Genomic DNA, 16,340 nt, shown 5'->3' with positions numbered 1-16,340 from the left:
GCATGCGCCGCGGCCGGGCCCTTGCAGCGGGCGGTGTGGTGGCGGCAGCCGTCGCACTGGCCTGGTTCCTGGCTGCGTCCGATGGCGAAGCGGTCGCGGCCCCCACGGCCGGCGCCGCGGGCAGCAATGGTGCCGGGGGCGCAGCCTCAAGCGGCGCTGCGGGTGGCACATCCAGCGGCGCTGGCGCCGCGGGCACCGGGCCTTTCAGCCCCGCTGGCCTGGACGCCCGGCAGACCCAGCTGGCGCTCTGGCGCGGCCGCTACGAGCGCGCCGAGCAGACCTATGCAAGCTACCGCGACGCCACGCGCTACCCGCACGAGTCGCGCCCGATCGCCGAGCACCCCGACCAGGTGCGCCCTTTTGCTCCCATCCAGGAAGACAACACGCTGCGCAAGGCCAACGGCGAAGCGGCCGCGGGCATCCGGCTGCGCACCACGCAGGAGCGGGTCTTCATGGGCGGCAATGAAACCGTGAAGTTCACCATTGCCGCCACCGACCCCCGTGGCCAGCCCCTGCCTCTGGTGGTGACCCGGGCCCAGGCGCAGTCGGTGCCCGAGTCCACGGTGCCGACCACGCTGATCCAGACCGCCGTGGACTTTCGCGACGATGGCACGGGCGCCGACGATGCGGCCGGCGACGGCGTCTACAGCGCCCGCCTGAACCCGGCCCAGCAGGGCTATGCCGCCTACGCCGGCACGATCCGGCTGCTGGCGCAGGTCACCGCGGGCGGCGAGCAGGGTGTGGCGCACTTTGACGTGGTCTACACGCCCGAGGTGCCCGCCACCTGGGCGGGGGTGCGTGAGGCGCTGGAGGCTGGCTCGCTCAACTTCTACCTCAAAGCCAACGTGGCGCGCGCCGGGCGCTACGTGGTGAGCGCGCGCGTGGACGACGCCAACGGCACGCCGTTTGCCCTGCTGCAATTCAACAACGAGGTGGGCACCGGCGCGCAGGAGTTCAGGCTCAACCTGTTCGGCGCGCTGGTGCGCGACAGGAACCCGGCGTTTCCGCTGCGCCTGCGCGACGTGGAAGGCTTCTTGCTGATCCCCGACAAGTTCCCCGACCGCGCCATGATGGCGCGCCAGCCCGGCGTGATTTACCGCAGCGGGCAGTACGCCGCGTCGCGCTTCTCGGCCGACGAATGGAGCAGCGAGGAGCGCGACCGCTACCTGGCCGAATACGGCAAGGACGCCGAAGCCGCGCTGGCCGAAGTCAACCGGCTGCAGGGCCGCTGAGCGCCACAGCCGGCGCAGCCGGCGCGTCAAACGCCGCAAACCGCGCCGCCAGAAAATCCACCAGCGTGCGCACCCGCGCCGGCAAGAACCGGTTGCTTGGCAGGATGGCATTGAGCGCATAGGCCTGGCCCAGCCACTGCGGCAACAGCGGCACCAGCGCGCCCGAGCGCAGATGGGCCGCGATGTCGATGCCCGACTTGTAGACAATGCCCGCGGCCGCCAGCGCCCATTCGCGGCCAATGGCGCCGTCGTCCACGCTGCGGTCACCCTCCACGCGCACGTCCACGGGCGTTCCGCTCTTGCCGTCCCTGCCGTCGGGCTGCTCAAAGCGCCAGCGCACCTCGCGCTTGCCGCTGATGTGCAGCGTCAGGCAGTTGTGCTGCGCCAGGTCCTGCAGGGTCTGCGGAGTGCCGCGCCGTTGCAGGTAGGCCGGTGACGCGCAGACCACGCGCCGCGCCCGGTACAGCGGCCGCGCGACCAGCCGCGAGTCGGCCGGCTCGCCGTAGCGCAGGGCCAGATCGACCGAGTCGCGCAGCACGTCGTGCACGCGGTCGCTCACGCTCAGCGCCACCTGCACGCCCGGGTGCAGCGCCAGAAACTCGTCAAGCCAGGGCAGCAGCACGCTACGGCCCAGGTCCGACGGCGCGGCCACCCGCACCGTGCCCACCAGCGCTCCGCCGTGCGACGACAGTTGGGCCTCGCCCTCGGCCACCAACTCCAGCGCGCGGCTCGCGTAGTCCAGCAGGGTCTGGCCCTGGCCCGTGAGCCGCATGGCGCGCGTGGAGCGCTCGAACAGGCGTGCGCCCAGCTGTGCCTCCAGCCGCTTGAGCATGGCGCTGGCCGCGGCCGGCGTCAGGTCCAGCGCCCGCGCGGCCGCCGTGAGCGTGCCGCCCCGCGCCGTTTCCACGAGCACGCGCAGGTCCTTCATATTTTCAATTTTCATTTGAAGATGATAGTTAAATATCTCCTCTTATCAAACCAAGCGCGCAGCCCTAGATTCCAGCCTCATCAACCACTTGATCTGAGGAACCCACCATGAAAGCCATTGGCTACCACCAACCGCTCCCCCTCACCGATGCCGTCGCGCTGCAAGACCTGGAACTGCCCGAGCCGCAGCCGGGTGAGCGCGACCTGCTGGTGCGCGTGCAGGCCGTGTCGGTCAACCCCGTGGACGTGAAAGTCCGCGCCGGCATGCCGCCCGAGGCCGGCCAGCCCAAGGTGCTGGGCTGGGACGCCGTGGGCACCGTGCAGGCCGTGGGCCGCGAGGTGCGCGGCTTCAAGACCGGCGAGCGCGTGTACTACGCCGGCGCCTTCAACCGCCCCGGCACCAACGCGCAGCTGCATGTGGTGGACGAGCGCATCGTGGCGCGCGCGCCCGCCTCGCTCAGCGACGCCCAGGCCGCCGCCCTGCCGCTGACCACCATCACCGCCTGGGAGATCCTGTTTGACCGCCTGCGCGTGCCGCGCAGCGAAGGAAGCAAGGCCAGCGGCCAGAGCCTGCTGGTGGTGGGCGGCGCCGGCGGCGTGGGCTCCATGCTGATCCAGCTGGCACGCCAGCTCACGGGGCTGCGCGTGATTGCCACGGCCTCGCGCGCCGAGAGCCGCCAGTGGTGCCTGGACCTGGGGGCCCACGACGTGATTGACCATTCAAAACCACTGGCCGCCGAACTGGCCGCGCTGGGCCGGCCCGAAGTGGACTATGTGGCCAGCCTGACCCAGACCCAGCAGCACATGGACCAGTACCCCACCCTCATCAAGCCCCAGGGCGCGCTGGCTCTGATCGATGACCCCGCCGCGCTCAACGTGTCGCCGCTCAAGGGCAAGAGCATTTCACTGCACTGGGAAATGATGTTCACCCGTTCCCTGTTCGGCACGCCCGACATGGCGCGCCAGGGCGAACTGCTGGCCGAGGTGGCAGCCCTGATCGACGCCGGGCGCCTGCGCAGCACCTTGACCGAACAGCTGGGCCCCCTCAACGCCGCCAACCTGCGGCGCGCCCACGCGCTGGTGGAGTCGGGCCGCAGCATTGGCAAGGTGGTGCTCGAGGGCTTCTAGGCGCGGGACCGGGCGGCACCGGGGTCGGGGGACTGAAAGGATTTGTTACCATTTCAGCGGCTCCCGCGATCCGGACCTCCCGCTGCCCCATGTCGTTTTTCCAGATCTTCCAGTCCAAAAACACGCCCGAGAAAGTCGCGGAGTTCCGCCGCTCCCCACAAGACCTCAACGCCGCAGCCGCCTCCGTCCAACGCGCCCAGGCCATGGGCGACGACTGGGACGTGGTGGACGATCCCGATGCCGAGCGGATGGGCCGGGCGCTGGCCGAGCAGGCGCAGCGGCAGGCACAGGCCGAAGCCGCCCGGCAAGAGGCCGAACGCCAGCGCCACCTGATGGAATTGATGGCCGCCCAGCAACGGGAGCGGGAGCTCATCGCCCGGCAGGCGCGCGTGGAAGGCCTGGTGATCACGGCTGCGGCAAACCTGCGCAACCTGGCCCAGACCTCTTCCGCGCGCTGGGAGGCCCTGGTGCGCGAGCACAGCCAGGCCCAGCAGGAGGTCGACAAACTGCACCTGGAGGCCGAGTGCTGGCGTTGCGGCCAGCAGGGGCGCCTGCCCGTCGAGGATGCCGAATTGCTTGGCTCCTGGACCATGCCGCCGCGCCCGGCCGGCGCCCACTACGACACCGTGATGCACGCGGCGCGCCAGCTCATGCAGGCGCGCAAGGGCGCGCTGGAGGCCTGGCGCCGCTACAACGACCGGCGGCTGGAGGTCGAGTGGCTGCGCGTCCAGGCCAACTTTCATCCCGCGGTGAGCGACCGCCTGGCCCTGGAAAGGGATTGCGAGGTGTGCGGCAGCCGCGGCATCTTCCACGCCCGGCGACTGGCGTGGACATCTGAATACATGATGTACCACCGCTGGCTCACGCAGATGCATGGGCACTCGGCCTACGTGACGCCGCTGGTCGGGTTCAACAAATGGGTGCCCGTGGAGAAACTGACCAGGGACCAGGCCAAGGCCTGGCTGCGCGCGCCGCGGCAAAGGGCGAACTCCAGCGACGATTGGCGCAAGTATGAAACCGCGCGCAAGGAATGGGACGAGAAGGTGGCCAACCGCACGATCCGCCCCGCCCCCCACAACGACAGCATCGCCCTGCTCGGGCGGGCCAACGTGGGCACCCACGTCGAAGTCACCGTGGCTGACGGCAAGGTCACCCACACGCGAGTGAGCGAGCCCGCTCGGCCCAGCCACCACCGCGTGATGGACTGGCCGCACCCGGCCTACTGGACGCAGGCCTACCCCGACCGCTGGAAGGGTGGGCCCGAGCACGACCTCCTGATCAAGCCCGGCGTGGTCTACCCGCCCGACAAGCAGGACCCGCTGAGCAAGGAGCCGCGGATCAAGCCGGTGCCCGCGCCACCAGCCCCGGCGCCCACCGAGGCCCTGCTCCGGGCCCGGCAAAACTTCTGGGCGGCGGCGCCGTGAGCGGCGGCGCCTTGATCACCCCGGTTTCAATCGCGCCAGAACCCGACCATCTCAATTTTCCGGATGAAACAGGGCTGGAGTCCAGGACGGGCGGCCACTTCTAGCTAGCAAATTTGTAGCAACCCCGGATCACACCCACCGCGTTCCCCGACGAGAGCACCTGCGCCTGGGCGCCCGCTAGGAGCCAAACAGGCTGCCGCGCAGCGCCTGGGCCGCATCCTTCAAGGCGCGCTGTGTGTCGTCGAATGGCCAGCGCATGAACTCGTGGATCATGCCGTCGTAACGGTTCACCGTAACCGGCACGCCAGCCTCGCGAAGCCGCTCGCCATAGGCCTCACCCTCATCGCGCAGCGCATCGAACTCGGCCGTCACGATGTGCGCCGGTGGCAGGCCACTCAGGTCGGGCGCCAACAGCGGCGAGACACGGGGATCGAGCTTCTGCGCCTCGCTGCTGAGATAGTGGTTCATGAACCAATGCTGCATCTCGCGGCTGATGTTGCCGTATTGACCAGCATAGGCCTGGATCGACACGCTGGTGCGGCGGAAGTCGAGGTCGGGGTAGATCAGCAGTTGATGGGCAATGCGCAGGTTCCCGGCGTCACGCGCCATCATGGACACGACGGCAGCGAGGTTACCGCCCGCGCTGTCGCCCGCCACAGCAAGCCGCGAGCCATTGGCCCCGAGCTCGCCTGCATGTTCGGCCACCCAGACGGTGGCCTCGTAGGCGGCGTCGATGCCGGCCGGGAACTTGTGCTCCGGTGCCAGCGGATAGGCCACCGACACGACCACGGCACCGCTGGCAAGCGTCAGCGAGCGGGCAAGGCCGTCGTGCGTATCCAGGTCGCCAAGCACGAAGCCGCCACCATGGAAGAACACGATGACGGGACGCGTGTCCTGAGGAGCGGGGTGGTACACGCGCAGAGCGAGCGGGCCTGACGCGGAATCGATCTGCCGGTCGGAGACCGACGCCACCTGCGGCGGCGGAGGCATCGCAGCGAGCATCTGCCGCATGCCCTGGCGGATCTGCTCCGGCGCAAGGGTGTGCATTTGCGCGAACCGCGTGCCTGCGAGGCGTTTGAGGTGGGCTTCAGCCTGTGGATGGATTGACATGTCGTGCCTTCAAAAAGTTGGGTAGGACAGCCATTCTCAAACTTGAACCTAAGTTCAAGTCAAGTGCTTTGTCGCCAATTTTTTGGGGCGCGTGCTGGACGCGCGGCACGTTCAGAATTTGAAGCTCAACTTGAACTTCGGACACTCCACCAGCGGGGTGTGCATGCACACTGCCGCGTGCTTGAGGCCGTCTCGCATCCGCTGCAGGCGCTCGATTTCCACGTCGAGCTCGGCAGCGCGGGCGGCCATGTGGTGCCGCAGCTTGGTGTCGCCCGGTGTGGAAACGAGAAACCTGGCAATCTGCGCCAGCGTGAAGCCCGCCGACTTGGCGCAAGTGATCAGGGCCAGGCGCTCCACCACATCCGGCGGGTAAGTACGCCGCAGGCCGTTACGGCCGCTGGACTTGATGAGGCCGCGCCGTTCGTAGAAGCGCAGAGCCGAGGCGGCGAGGCCTGATCGCTCGGCCACCTCGCCAATGTCAAGCAGCAGGGTTGTCATCAGCTTGCTCCAGAAGTCAGACCGTGCATGGGATTGGCAAAAAAGTATAGCTTCAGCAGCCCGCACGCAAGCGACAATGGGCCCCAGACCCACCCCGAGCCGCGCCATGACACGAGACCTGAACCGACAGAACGAACTGAAGAAGATGGCGCTGTGCGACTCCTGCAGCGGCATTCAGCGCAACTGGCGCAAGGCTCCCGGGCACCCGGAGCTGCTGCAGGGCGCGAGCCGTCAGGAACAACGCGGCGGCCACCAGGCCACGGTCACGCGATACCGCTGCGAGCGCTGCGGCACCGCGTGGGAGTACGAGAACGACAAAAGCAACCTGCAGGCAGGTTGGTCGGTGGTGGGCGGTTAGGCCAGTTGCCCCAGTGCCGCCCGCACGATGCTGGCCGCATCCACCCCGAAGAACTGGCGCAGCGCGGCGCGCGTGTCGCTGCGGCCAAAGCCGTCGGTGCCCAGCGTGACGTACTTGCGGCCTTCGGGCATGAAGGCGCGCACGCTTTCGGGCACGGCGCGCACGTAGTCGGTGGCGGCGATGATGGGGCCCTGGCTGGCGGTGAGCTGGCGCGTGATGAAGGGGCGATTGCCTCCCCGTTCGGGCTGAGCTTGTCGAAGCCCTTCGACAGGCTCAGGGCGAACGGGGGTTGGCTCAGGGCGAACGGGGGTTGGCTCAGGGCGGTCGGGGTTGTTGGCATGGTGGCCGTCGCGCGCCAGCTCGCTCCAGCTGGTCACGCTGAACACATCGCTTTCAACGCCCTGCTGCGCCAGCAGCTCGGCGGCCTTGATCACCTCGGTCAGAATCGCGCCAGAACCCAGCAACGTCACCTTTTTGGATGAAACAGGGCTGGAGTCCAGGACGGGCGGGCACTTGTAGCTAGCAAATTTGTAGCAACCCCGGATCACATCGGCCTCGGCGCCGGGCGGCAAATCGGGCTGGGCGTAGTTCTCGTTCATGAGTGTGACGTAATAGAACACGTCGTTCTGCTCCACCAGCATCTCGCGCATGCCGTGGTCCACGATCACGGCCATCTCGCCGGCAAAGGCCGGGTCCCAGGCCTTGCAGTTGGGGATGGTGGCGGCCACCAGGTGGCTGGAGCCGTCCTGATGCTGCAGGCCTTCGCCGCCCAGCGTGGTGCGGCCGCTGGTGGCGCCCAGCAGGAAGCCGCGGGCACGCTGGTCGGCGGCGGCCCAGATGGCGTCGCCCACGCGCTGGAAGCCGAACATGCTGTAGTAGATGTAGAACGGCAGCATGGCCAGGCCGTGCACGCTGTAGCTGGTGGCGGCGGCCGTCCAGCTGGCAATGGCGCCGGCCTCTGAGATGCCCTCTTCCAGGATCTGCCCGTCCAGCGCCTCGCGGTAGCTCAGCACCGAGCCGATGTCCTCCGGCTCGTAGCGCTGGCCCACGCTGCTGTAGATGCCCACCTGCTTGAACAGGTTGGCCATGCCAAAGGTGCGCGCCTCGTCGGCCACGATGGGCACGATGCGCGGGCCCAGCTCCTTGTCTTTGAGCAGGTTGCCCAGCAGGCGCACAAAGGCCATGGTGGTGGACATCTCCTTGCCCGCGGCCTGGGTGGCAAACGCCGCATACGAAGCGAGAGCAGGCACGGGTAGTGCCTGCGCGGCTGTGTGCCTTTTGGGCAGGTAGCCGCCGAGCTTCTGGCGCTGTTGATGCATGTAACGCATCTCGGCGCTGTCTTCCGCGGGTTTGAAGAATTCAAGGTGGGTGGCCTGCGCGTCGCTCAAAGGCAGGTTGAAGCGGTTGCGGAACTCGATGAGCGCGGCCTCGTCCAGCTTCTTCTGGCTGTGCGTGGTCATCTTGCCCTGGCCGGCCGCGCCCATGCCGTAGCCCTTTTTGGTGTGGGCCAGGATCACCGTGGGCTGGCCGCGGTGGTTGGCGGCGGCCGCGTAGGCAGCGTGGATCTTCACCAGGTCGTGCCCACCGCGCTTGAGCCGGTCGATCTGCTCATCGGTCATGCCCTGGGCCAGCGCGGCCAGCTCCGGGTTCTGGCCAAAGAAGTTGTCGCGGTTGAAGCGGCCGTCCTTGGCGGCAAAGGTCTGCATCTGGCCGTCCACCGTGTGGGCAAAGGCCTGCACCAGCGCGCCCGTGATGTCGCGGGCAAACAGGCCGTCCCAATCGCTGCCCCACACCAGCTTGATGACGTTCCAGCCCGCGCCACGAAAGAGCTTTTCAAGCTCGTCGATGATCCGGCCATTGCCGCGCACCGGGCCATCGAGCCGCTGCAGGTTGCAGTTGACCACCCACACCAGGTTGTCGAGCCTCTCGCGGCTGGCCAGGGTGAGCGCGCTCATGCTCTCGGGCTCGTCCATCTCGCCGTCGCCAAACACGCCCCAGACCTTGCGCGCCGTGCAGTCCTGCAGGTTGCGGTGCGTGAGGTAGCGCATGAAGCGCGCGTGGTAGATCGAGCTGATGGGGCCAATGCCCATGGAGCCGGTGGGAAACTGCCAGAAGTCCGGCATCAGCCAGGGGTGCGGGTAGCTGCTGAGGCCGCGCGCGCCGTGCTCGGGCGCGGTGAGCTCCTGGCGGTAATGGGCCAGGTCGTTTTCTGTGAGGCGGCCTTCGAGGAAAGCCCGCGCATAAACACCTGGCGCGCTGTGCGGCTGGAAGAACACCAGATCGCCCCCGTGCTGCTCATTCCTTGCATGGAAGAAGTGGTTGAACCCCACCTCAAACAAATCCGCCGCGCTCGCGTAACTGGCAATGTGGCCGCCCAGCTCGCCATAGGCCGCGTTGGCGCGCGCCACCATGGCCAGCGCGTTCCAGCGCATCAGCGAGCCCAGCCGCTCTTCCATGGCCAGGTCGCCCGGGAACACGGGCTGCTGGCCCACGGCAATGGTGTTGACATAGGGCGTGACCAGCTCGGGCTGCCAGCCCACCTGCGCCGTGTGCGCCATCTGCACCATGGCGTCGAGCATGAAGCGCGCGCGCTCGGGGCCCTGCGTGGCCACCAGGGCCAGAAAGGCGTCGCGCCACTCGGCGGTTTCGGCCGGGTCCTGGTCGGCGCCCGTGGGTGTGAGAAAGCGGGTGATGCTGTGGTCGGTCATGCCTACTACTGTAGGCAATCCCATGCAAAACAGGTTGCTGAAAATAACCTGAAAGCGGCCATTCGAAGCACAAAATGCCGCCGCAACGGTAACGACGGCACAAAATTCAAACCACGATGGCTTCAATGCCCCGCTTGTCAATGAGCTGAAGCAGCTTGGCGGCCGCGCCGCTGGGGTGCTTGCCAGAACCGGGTGACTCCCATTTCTGCACCGCCGACACACTGACATTCAGCATGGACGCCAGCACCGCCTGGCTCACCTTGGCCTTGCCGACGCGGATGGCCGCGACTTTTTCAGGCGTGTATTCGGGCGGCGCCTCGCAGATCAGCTTGAGCCGGGCCATGTCTTGCCGGGAAATCAGTTCATGCGCCTGCAGCGCTTGCGCCATCTCCATCATTTCGTCCAGAACCCGGTTTTTGGATGCCTTTGCGACCCTGGGGCTGGCAGCACGTTTGTTAAGAGCCATGACAAATCTCCTTCAGTATTTCAGCGGCAACCAATTCATCAAGCTTTGACCCGTCGGCTGCCTGCAAGGCGCCGGCAATGATCTTGGCGGCTTCTACTTCCTGGTCAGAAAAGTCTGACCCTGGTTGACTCTTCTCCCGGCCAGCGAGGAAGAAAATCGCGTCCTTGTGCTTCTTGGCAACCAGCGTGCGCGACGACCCGCTTTTGCCTTGCCCGGGCAAGGCAACGCGCTTCTTGCACAAGCCGCCACCCAGGTCTGCTTCAAACAATCCCTGCTGGATCTCACGTGCCGCCTGACACAACGCAGCGTCACTCACCACCTTGCGTGCCCAGCGGCTGAAGGTCTTGGTCTTGAAGACTCTTTTCATGCGAGGATTCTATTCAGGTATTGCACCTGGTGCAATAGTACTGAGTTCCAGCCGGCAAAACCTCTCCAGCATGAGGCGCCGCACCCTGAAAGACCCACGACATAAAATTCTGCAAACAATCAACCTGAAGGCACTTCATGCAACTGGATGCCACCGACCTGAGAATTCTGGCCGAGCTGCAGCAAGACGGCAGCCTGACCAACGTGGCGCTGGCCCAGCGCGTGCACCTGAGCCCTTCGCCCTGCCTCACGCGCGTGAAGGCGCTGGAGGCGGCTGGGGTGATCCGCCACTACGTGGCGCTGGCCGACCCCAAGGCGCTGGGCCTGGGCCTGAACGTCTTCATCAACATCAGCCTGAAGGAACAGAGCAAAGAGGCGCTGGCCGAGTTTGAGCGGCGCATTGCCGAGCACGACGAGGTGATGGAGTGCTACCTGATGACCGGCGACAGCGACTACCTGATCCGCGTGGCCGTGGCCGACATGGCGGCGCTGGAAAGGTTCATCCTGGAGCAGCTGACGCCGATTCCGGGGATTGAGAAGATTCGCAGCTCGTTTGCGCTGAAGCAGGTTCGGTATAAGACGGCGTTGCCGTTGCCGGGGGTGTGAACAACTTAGATGTCTGCTTCTGGACGAATGCAGTCATCCAGTTCACCTCGCAATCAAGCGGCTACTTGGCAGCGCAAGCGGTCGTTCGGCCTTGAGCATCGAATGAACGACGGGGGCCACGAACGCGACATTCGCGGTTCATTCAGTTCAACTGCGATTGACTGCCAGCGACATCACGCTCGCCGACCGCACGGATTCTGGTTTAGTGCGCCGTCTTTCGCGTTTGCTACTCTATAAGCTTTGAGGCATTGACGACAGGGAGGACAACGTGTCCCTCATACAAGAAATTCAGAACGAATCCAACGGTGCGCTGTTTCGGCGTGCGGATCTGCACATCCACTCCTTTGGCGAGGGTGGCTCATACGACGTGACGGACGCGTCGATGACGCCTGAGGGCATCGTCGATACGGCGATCACGGAGCGGCTCGATCTCATCGCGATCACCGATCACAACAACATCGCGAACATCCGCCGGGCGCTGAAGTATGCGGACGGCAAAGGCCTGCTTGTTATCCCTGGAGTGGAGCTTTCAACATCGCAGGGGCATCTGTTGGTGTACTTCGAGACGACTGAACAGCTGCAGCGTTTCTTCGGGAAGCTAACTATTTCGGATGACAGGAAGGCCTGCCACAACACCATCCCTCAATGCCTCCGCTTCGCCGAAGAGTTCAACGGCTTCGGCATCTGCGCACATATTGAGCTGGACAGTGGCCTAGAGAAGGCGCACCCGAAATTTGACGCGTTCAAACAGGAGATCTTCAACTGCTCCAACCTGTTAGGCCTTGAGATCACGAATGCCGCGAACGGCGCTTGGTTTTCTCACGACGATACTGATGTCAATCGCCGCAACTGCGTTGTGACCCGATGTGCGACGCTCGGTCTTGAAGCCGGCGTCGATCTTGCGAAAGTGATGTCCTCGGACGCGCACACCCTCAACGCCTTGGGCCGCAACGCCAGCGGCAACAGAAAGCTGACCCGGCTCAAGATGGAGGCACTGACGTTCGCGTCGTTGCGGATTGCGCTGAAGGATGCCGCGGCGCGAGTGCGCCTCGAGGACCTTGTCCCAGCGTCGGTGCCGAGGTTCGTAGGGATCAAGCTGGAAGGCGGATTCCTCAAAAACCAAATCGTCCACTTCAGTCCTAACCTGACCTGCATCATCGGCGGGCGCGGTGCCGGAAAGTCAACGCTGTTGGAGTCGCTTCGCGCGGCTTCGGGTAATGCCGCCGACGGCACGATCATCGACTCGGAGGTGTGGCCGGACGCCATTTCGCTCATCTACGAAGACGAAGTGGGGGAACGCCACACGCTGACTCGCAACAAGCTCTGCGATGTGATGAACGCTGATCCGGAAGGGCCAACGGCTGTTGCAATCGAAAGCTATGGACAAGGCGAAACGGCTGACACGATCCAGCACTGCGACACCGACCCGTCGATCCTGCTGCGGTTCCTGGACGGTTTCATCAACTTTGGCGAACTGCGAAAGCAGGACGAAGCATTGCGCGATGCGATTCTCGCAAATCAGACAGTTATCGAGACGCTGCAGCAGAGCATCAACCAGATCGGGCCAACGGAGAAAGCCAAGGGAATCGCCGACACACAGGTCGCAGTACTGAAGAAGCAGAACGCGAGCCAGGTCGTCGAGCTGGAGGAAAAGCTGGCAAAGGAGCGGCGTTTCCGCGATGGTTTGAAGCGCAACCTTAGTGAGCTTCTCACGTCCATCACCAACAGCCTGACTGGGAACGAGCTGCGCAAGCTAACGGCCGACGTTGATGGCAACGGTCTAGCGGTCGGCAAGGCGGAGTTTGAGGTCGTCAAGGGGCTCGTAGATGGTCTTGCGTCAGAGATCGAGACGCTATCCGGTCAGCTCAAACAGAAGGTCATCGCCGCGAACGACAAGATCGCGGCGCAGCTTCAGGTCTGGATCGCGCGCGAGAAGGAGACGCAGGACAAAATCGAGGAAATTCGGCGCGAACTGGAAAGGCAAAACATCAAGCTCGACATGGCGTTTATCCGCAAGGTCACGAAAGACGCTGCCGATATGCAGGCGCGGCTAACCGAGCTGAAGAAGAGCCAGCCGAAACAGCAGGAGGCATTCAAGGAGCGCAAGCGCCTGATTCAGGAACGGGCTGGCCTCCGCGTGAAGATTTTCAACGCCCGCCTCGCGTTTGCGACGACGATGAACGGCAATCTTGCCGCTGCCGTTGTGGACTATCGGGTCAAGTTTCAGTTCTACGAAGGCTTACTGGCGCCCGAGATGGAAGAGCTAATCAAGAGCACCATGGGCTGGCGTACCTCTCAAGTTCCACGCGCGGCGCTCATTGCCTCCACACTTTCACCAGCTCAACTCCTTGCTGCCGTGAATGCGAAGGATGCATCGGCACTCGAACAGCTAAACGATGCCGATGGCAACCGTGTGTTTTCCAAGGGCGACGCCGCCGACATCATCGCCAAGCTTTCGGAATGGCAGGCCAAGTGTGTGTTGGAGCGAATCGCGTTCGAAGATAGGCCCGAGATCAAGGTGACACAGGTTGTCGAGAATTCGGATGGCACCCAAGGCTATCGCGTCCGAGATTTCGCCAAGCTCTCGCTCGGCCAACAGCAGGCCATCCTATTGACGGTGCTGCTGTTCTCCAAGAGCCGCGTGCCGCTAGTCATCGATCAACCAGAAGACAATCTCGATGGCGAGTTCATCTACAAGACTGTCGTGCGTTCGCTACGCAGCATCAAGGAGCACCGGCAGGTCATCATCGTCACGCACAACCCCAACATCGCCGTTCTGGGAGACGCCGAGCTAATCATCCCGCTGCGCGGTGCCAGCGAAGTGTCCGTGATCAGGGACCGTGGATCGATCGACACCACCGAGACCAAAGACATCGTCTGCACGATTCTTGAAGGCAGCCAGAAGGCCTTCAAGCGCCGGCAGGAGGTATACGGCTACTGACCGTAGCTCTTTCACCCTTTGTTTAACGGCCGGTAAAAAGGATGTTACCAGCTGCAAAAGGGGGGCGAATGACAGTGATGCTAGTCGGAGCGCGTAGCTCGAGAAACAAGGAGAGCGACCATTTTCTTCACCGTCATTGATGGCCGCGGCCGTGTGCCCAGCGGATCAAAGAACCAAGCATTTCTGTTCGTCGACTATTGGGACGATTGGGGCAAGTATCGGACGCAGTTCTCGCTTCATGTCGCCGACGAGACCGGAGAGGCTCATCACATCGGCTCGGTCAAGATCGGCCAAAAAGGCCTGCAGCCCTCAAGCAGGGTCTCGAAAGGTCATCGAGCACCGGCTTTGGATGAAACGTTCAACGCCCTGCATGAAAACTACTTTTCGCTCGGCCAGAGTGAGAGCTACTACGAGTCGCTTAACGAGCTTAGCGACGCGCTTCGAGCGCGAGTCCTCAAGGGTCTACGCGACTGTGCTGCCGACCTGGACATCTTCGAGACCTACCGCGCTGAGGAGGTGATGCGAGAGTCGCTCCTTCGGGACGTTGTCGAATCGACTGTCGCAGGGCGGTTGAATCGCCTGTCCCGCGGCGATGCCAAGCTCACGAAGTTTGCGTTTGCGTACAGCTTTCCGGCACGGGGGCGAAAGCCCCCGGCATCGATGGCCTTCGATGTCATTCCGGAGTCTCAACCCCCGACGAACGTGCATGTCCTGATTGGCCGCAACGGCGTGGGCAAGACGCGGTGCATGCGGTTGTTGGCCCTTGCCCTGCTTGGCCGCGAGTCCGACGACGGAGATTCTGCCGGCACGATCGAAATGCAGGCCGAAGATACAGGCGGCGCGGTTGCCTTCTCTGGCCTCGTCCTCGTCTCGTTCAGCGCTTTCGACGAATTTGAGCTGGAGCCCGCAGAGGCGGACGCCATGCGTTGCCACCAGGTCGGTCTCAGGCATCCGGAGTCATCCAAACGCGGCTCAACAGCGAAGAACTCTGACGATCTGGGGAGTGATTTCGCAAACAGCCTGACGCGGTGCCAGTCGGGCGTGCTGGCGGAACGCTGGCGCACGGCCGTCCGGACCCTGGAAGAGGACGATCTCTTTGAAGAGGCAGATGTCACGTCGCTGCTTGACGAAGAGAGCGAAGTGAGCCTCAAGACGCGCGCGCTACGCCTCTTCAAGAAGCTGAGTTCGGGGCATGCCATCGTTCTGTTGACCGTGACTCGCCTCGTCGAACTGGTCGATGAGCGAACGCTGGTACTGCTCGACGAACCGGAAGGGCACCTCCATCCACCGCTTCTTGCTTCCTTTGTACGGTGCCTGTCCGACCTGCTAGTGAGACGGAACGGCGTCGCCATCGTGGCGACGCACTCGCCGGTGGTCCTTCAGGAGGTGCCTCAATCCTGCGCCTGGAAGCTTCGACGAAGCGGGCGTACCGCGATCGTTGAGCGTCCGACAGTGAAGACCTTTGGGGAAAACATCGGCGTCCTGACACGCGATGTCTTTGGCCTGCAGGTCACGCAGTCGGGATTTCACAAGCTACTGCGAGAAGCCGTCGCTGACGGTTCGTCCTATCGAAGGGTCTTGAACAAGTTCAACGGAGAGCTGGGCGACGAAGCGAAGGCCATCGTTCAGGCGCTCATCGCGGAACGTGATGAGGATGCCGATGCGTAGCCTGCCAAAGCCTGACGTGACCGGCGCGGAGGTGCTGCAGCTCTGTGCTGCCAGCATCAGAGATCGTGATCTGAAGGAACGCCTGCTGCGGGCCGAAGCCCTTGTTAAAGCCGCCGAAGAGCTATACCGGGGACACGGGGAAGGCGGCGAACTACATGCCATCAAGGGAACAAACACCGTTGGCGACTTCGTCACCCGCAAGGAGATGGAGCGGGTCTACAACGGCACGTTCGTGAAGAGTAGCAGGACGCGCAGCACATATGCAAAGCTCAAGAAGGCCTGCGTCAACGACATCTGCCCGCTATGCGGTCAGGGAACGGTTCATCAGCTTGACCACTATCTTCCAATCACCAGCTTCCCAGTTTATGGCGTAACAGCCATTAATTTGGTCCCGGCCTGCAGCGACTGCAACAAGTACAAGCTCATCCATGTCCCTGCGAACGCTGGTGAGCAGACCATTCACCCCTACTTCGATGAGGTCGACGACGAGCAGTGGCTGTTCGGCGAAGTCGTGGAAAGCACGCCGGCCGCCGTGAGGTTCGCGGTGAACCCGCCCGACAACTGGGATGCAGTACAGGTTGAGCGTCTGAAAACCCATTTCCGCATCTACAGGCTCGGCACGCTGTACGCGACGCATGCTGCGGTTGAGATCAGCAACATGAGGCACGCCCTGAAAAAGATGGCCGCCACACCAGGCTTCGCCGAGCGGATCAGGCAGCACCTGCGCGAACGGGCTGAAAGCTGCGCCGAAGTCTACGAAAATTCCTGGCAGCGGGCGACGTTCGACGCGTTGGCCGATTCCGATTGGTTTTGTTCTGGCGGATTCGAGGCCGTATAGGCTTCCCTGTCCATTGACAAGGCATCGACTTAGCTGGATCTGGGTGCTCCCCGCCTATTGCGCACAACAG

The 16,340-nt window shown here is 64.1% G+C and carries 13 protein-coding genes and 1 pseudogene; 8 read left to right on the top strand and 6 right to left on the bottom strand.

Annotation, left to right across the window (positions count from 1 at the left end; genetic code table 11):
* Positions 1 to 2: 2 nt before the first annotated feature.
* Positions 3 to 1,232 (top strand): hypothetical protein, encoded by a 1,230-nt coding sequence (locus tag KF796_05055; protein MBX3585992.1) that lies wholly within the window; start codon positions 3 to 5, stop codon positions 1,230 to 1,232.
* Here KF796_05055 and KF796_05050 read toward each other — a convergent pair.
* Entirely contained in the window at positions 1,210 to 2,175 is a 966-nt protein-coding gene (locus KF796_05050; protein MBX3585991.1) for a LysR family transcriptional regulator, read from the bottom strand. The genes KF796_05055 and KF796_05050 overlap by 23 nt on opposite strands.
* Before the next feature lie 92 nt (positions 2,176 to 2,267).
* Here KF796_05050 and KF796_05045 point away from each other — a divergent pair, with 92 nt between their 5' ends.
* Both KF796_05045 and KF796_05040 read left to right on the top strand, forming a co-directional pair.
* Positions 2,268 to 3,287: a zinc-binding alcohol dehydrogenase family protein gene (locus tag KF796_05045; protein ID MBX3585990.1), complete on the top strand. Its 1,020-nt coding sequence runs from the start codon at positions 2,268 to 2,270 to the stop codon at positions 3,285 to 3,287.
* An 89-nt stretch (positions 3,288 to 3,376) separates the two neighbouring features.
* Positions 3,377 to 4,711 carry a hypothetical protein gene (locus tag KF796_05040; GenBank protein ID MBX3585989.1) on the top strand — a complete coding sequence of 445 codons (1,335 nt, stop codon included), beginning with the start codon at positions 3,377 to 3,379 and terminating at the stop codon, positions 4,709 to 4,711.
* Positions 4,712 to 4,888: 177 nt separating this feature from the next.
* On the opposite strand, the gene KF796_05035 is transcribed toward KF796_05040, so the two are convergent.
* Positions 4,889 to 5,821, bottom strand: coding sequence for an alpha/beta hydrolase (locus KF796_05035; protein ID MBX3585988.1), 933 nt, complete (start codon positions 5,819 to 5,821; stop codon positions 4,889 to 4,891).
* Positions 5,822 to 5,880: 59 nt separating this feature from the next.
* Positions 5,881 to 6,319 (bottom strand): annotated as a pseudogene (locus KF796_05030) (MerR family transcriptional regulator).
* Positions 6,320 to 6,425: 106 nt separating this feature from the next.
* On the opposite strand from KF796_05030, the gene KF796_05025 reads away from it, so the two are divergent.
* A complete protein-coding gene (locus KF796_05025; GenBank protein MBX3585987.1) occupies positions 6,426 to 6,677 on the top strand; it encodes a hypothetical protein in 252 nt (83 codons plus the stop codon).
* On the opposite strand, the gene mdeB is transcribed toward KF796_05025, so the two are convergent.
* From mdeB to KF796_05010, 3 genes are all read right to left on the bottom strand, one after another.
* On the bottom strand, positions 6,674 to 9,385 hold the full coding sequence (gene mdeB, locus KF796_05020) for an alpha-ketoglutarate dehydrogenase (protein ID MBX3585986.1): 2,712 nt from the start codon (positions 9,383 to 9,385) through the stop codon (positions 6,674 to 6,676). The genes KF796_05025 and mdeB overlap by 4 nt on opposite strands.
* Positions 9,386 to 9,491: 106 nt before the next feature.
* Positions 9,492 to 9,779, bottom strand: a complete 288-nt coding sequence (locus KF796_05015; GenBank protein MBX3585985.1) for a transcriptional regulator — start codon at positions 9,777 to 9,779, stop codon at positions 9,492 to 9,494.
* Positions 9,780 to 9,840: 61 nt separating this feature from the next.
* On the bottom strand, positions 9,841 to 10,218 hold the full coding sequence (locus KF796_05010) for a type II toxin-antitoxin system RelE/ParE family toxin (GenBank protein ID MBX3585984.1): 378 nt from the start codon (positions 10,216 to 10,218) through the stop codon (positions 9,841 to 9,843).
* A 137-nt stretch (positions 10,219 to 10,355) separates the two neighbouring features.
* On the opposite strand from KF796_05010, the gene KF796_05005 reads away from it, so the two are divergent.
* The 4 genes from KF796_05005 (at position 10,356) to KF796_04990 (ending at position 16,270) form a co-directional block, all read left to right on the top strand.
* A complete protein-coding gene (locus KF796_05005; GenBank protein MBX3585983.1) occupies positions 10,356 to 10,823 on the top strand; it encodes an Lrp/AsnC family transcriptional regulator in 468 nt (155 codons plus the stop codon).
* A 268-nt stretch (positions 10,824 to 11,091) separates the two neighbouring features.
* Positions 11,092 to 13,764 (top strand): AAA family ATPase, encoded by a 2,673-nt coding sequence (locus KF796_05000; GenBank protein ID MBX3585982.1) that lies wholly within the window; start codon positions 11,092 to 11,094, stop codon positions 13,762 to 13,764.
* Between the two features lie 153 nt (positions 13,765 to 13,917).
* Entirely contained in the window at positions 13,918 to 15,432 is a 1,515-nt protein-coding gene (locus tag KF796_04995) for an ATP-binding protein (GenBank protein MBX3585981.1), read from the top strand.
* Positions 15,425 to 16,270: a hypothetical protein gene (locus tag KF796_04990; protein ID MBX3585980.1), complete on the top strand. Its 846-nt coding sequence runs from the start codon at positions 15,425 to 15,427 to the stop codon at positions 16,268 to 16,270. Before KF796_04995 ends, KF796_04990 begins: the two co-directional genes overlap by 8 nt.
* Positions 16,271 to 16,340: the final 70 nt, after the last annotated feature.

It is taken from the genome of Ramlibacter sp., from assembly GCA_019635435.1.
GTDB lineage: Bacteria > Pseudomonadota > Gammaproteobacteria > Burkholderiales > Burkholderiaceae_C > JAHBZM01.
Note: the sequence above shows the minus strand (reverse complement) of the source record. Positions and strands in the feature narration are given on the sequence as shown.

Bases quoted from the DNA above. Each gene is read 5' to 3' on its own strand.
- KF796_05055 (MBX3585992.1), top strand. From the start codon at position 3: ATGCGCCGCGGCCGGGCCCTTGCAGCGGGCGGTGTGGTGGCGGCAGCC.
- KF796_05050 (MBX3585991.1), bottom strand. From the start codon at position 2,175: ATGAAAATTGAAAATATGAAGGACCTGCGCGTGCTCGTGGAAACGGCG.
- KF796_05045 (MBX3585990.1), top strand. From the start codon at position 2,268: ATGAAAGCCATTGGCTACCACCAACCGCTCCCCCTCACCGATGCCGTC.
- KF796_05040 (MBX3585989.1), top strand. From the start codon at position 3,377: ATGTCGTTTTTCCAGATCTTCCAGTCCAAAAACACGCCCGAGAAAGTC.
- KF796_05035 (MBX3585988.1), bottom strand. From the start codon at position 5,821: ATGTCAATCCATCCACAGGCTGAAGCCCACCTCAAACGCCTCGCAGGC.
- KF796_05025 (MBX3585987.1), top strand. From the start codon at position 6,426: ATGACACGAGACCTGAACCGACAGAACGAACTGAAGAAGATGGCGCTG.
- mdeB (MBX3585986.1), bottom strand. From the start codon at position 9,385: ATGACCGACCACAGCATCACCCGCTTTCTCACACCCACGGGCGCCGAC.
- KF796_05015 (MBX3585985.1), bottom strand. From the start codon at position 9,779: ATGGAGATGGCGCAAGCGCTGCAGGCGCATGAACTGATTTCCCGGCAA.
- KF796_05010 (MBX3585984.1), bottom strand. From the start codon at position 10,218: ATGAAAAGAGTCTTCAAGACCAAGACCTTCAGCCGCTGGGCACGCAAG.
- KF796_05005 (MBX3585983.1), top strand. From the start codon at position 10,356: ATGCAACTGGATGCCACCGACCTGAGAATTCTGGCCGAGCTGCAGCAA.
- KF796_04990 (MBX3585980.1), top strand. From the start codon at position 15,425: ATGCGTAGCCTGCCAAAGCCTGACGTGACCGGCGCGGAGGTGCTGCAG.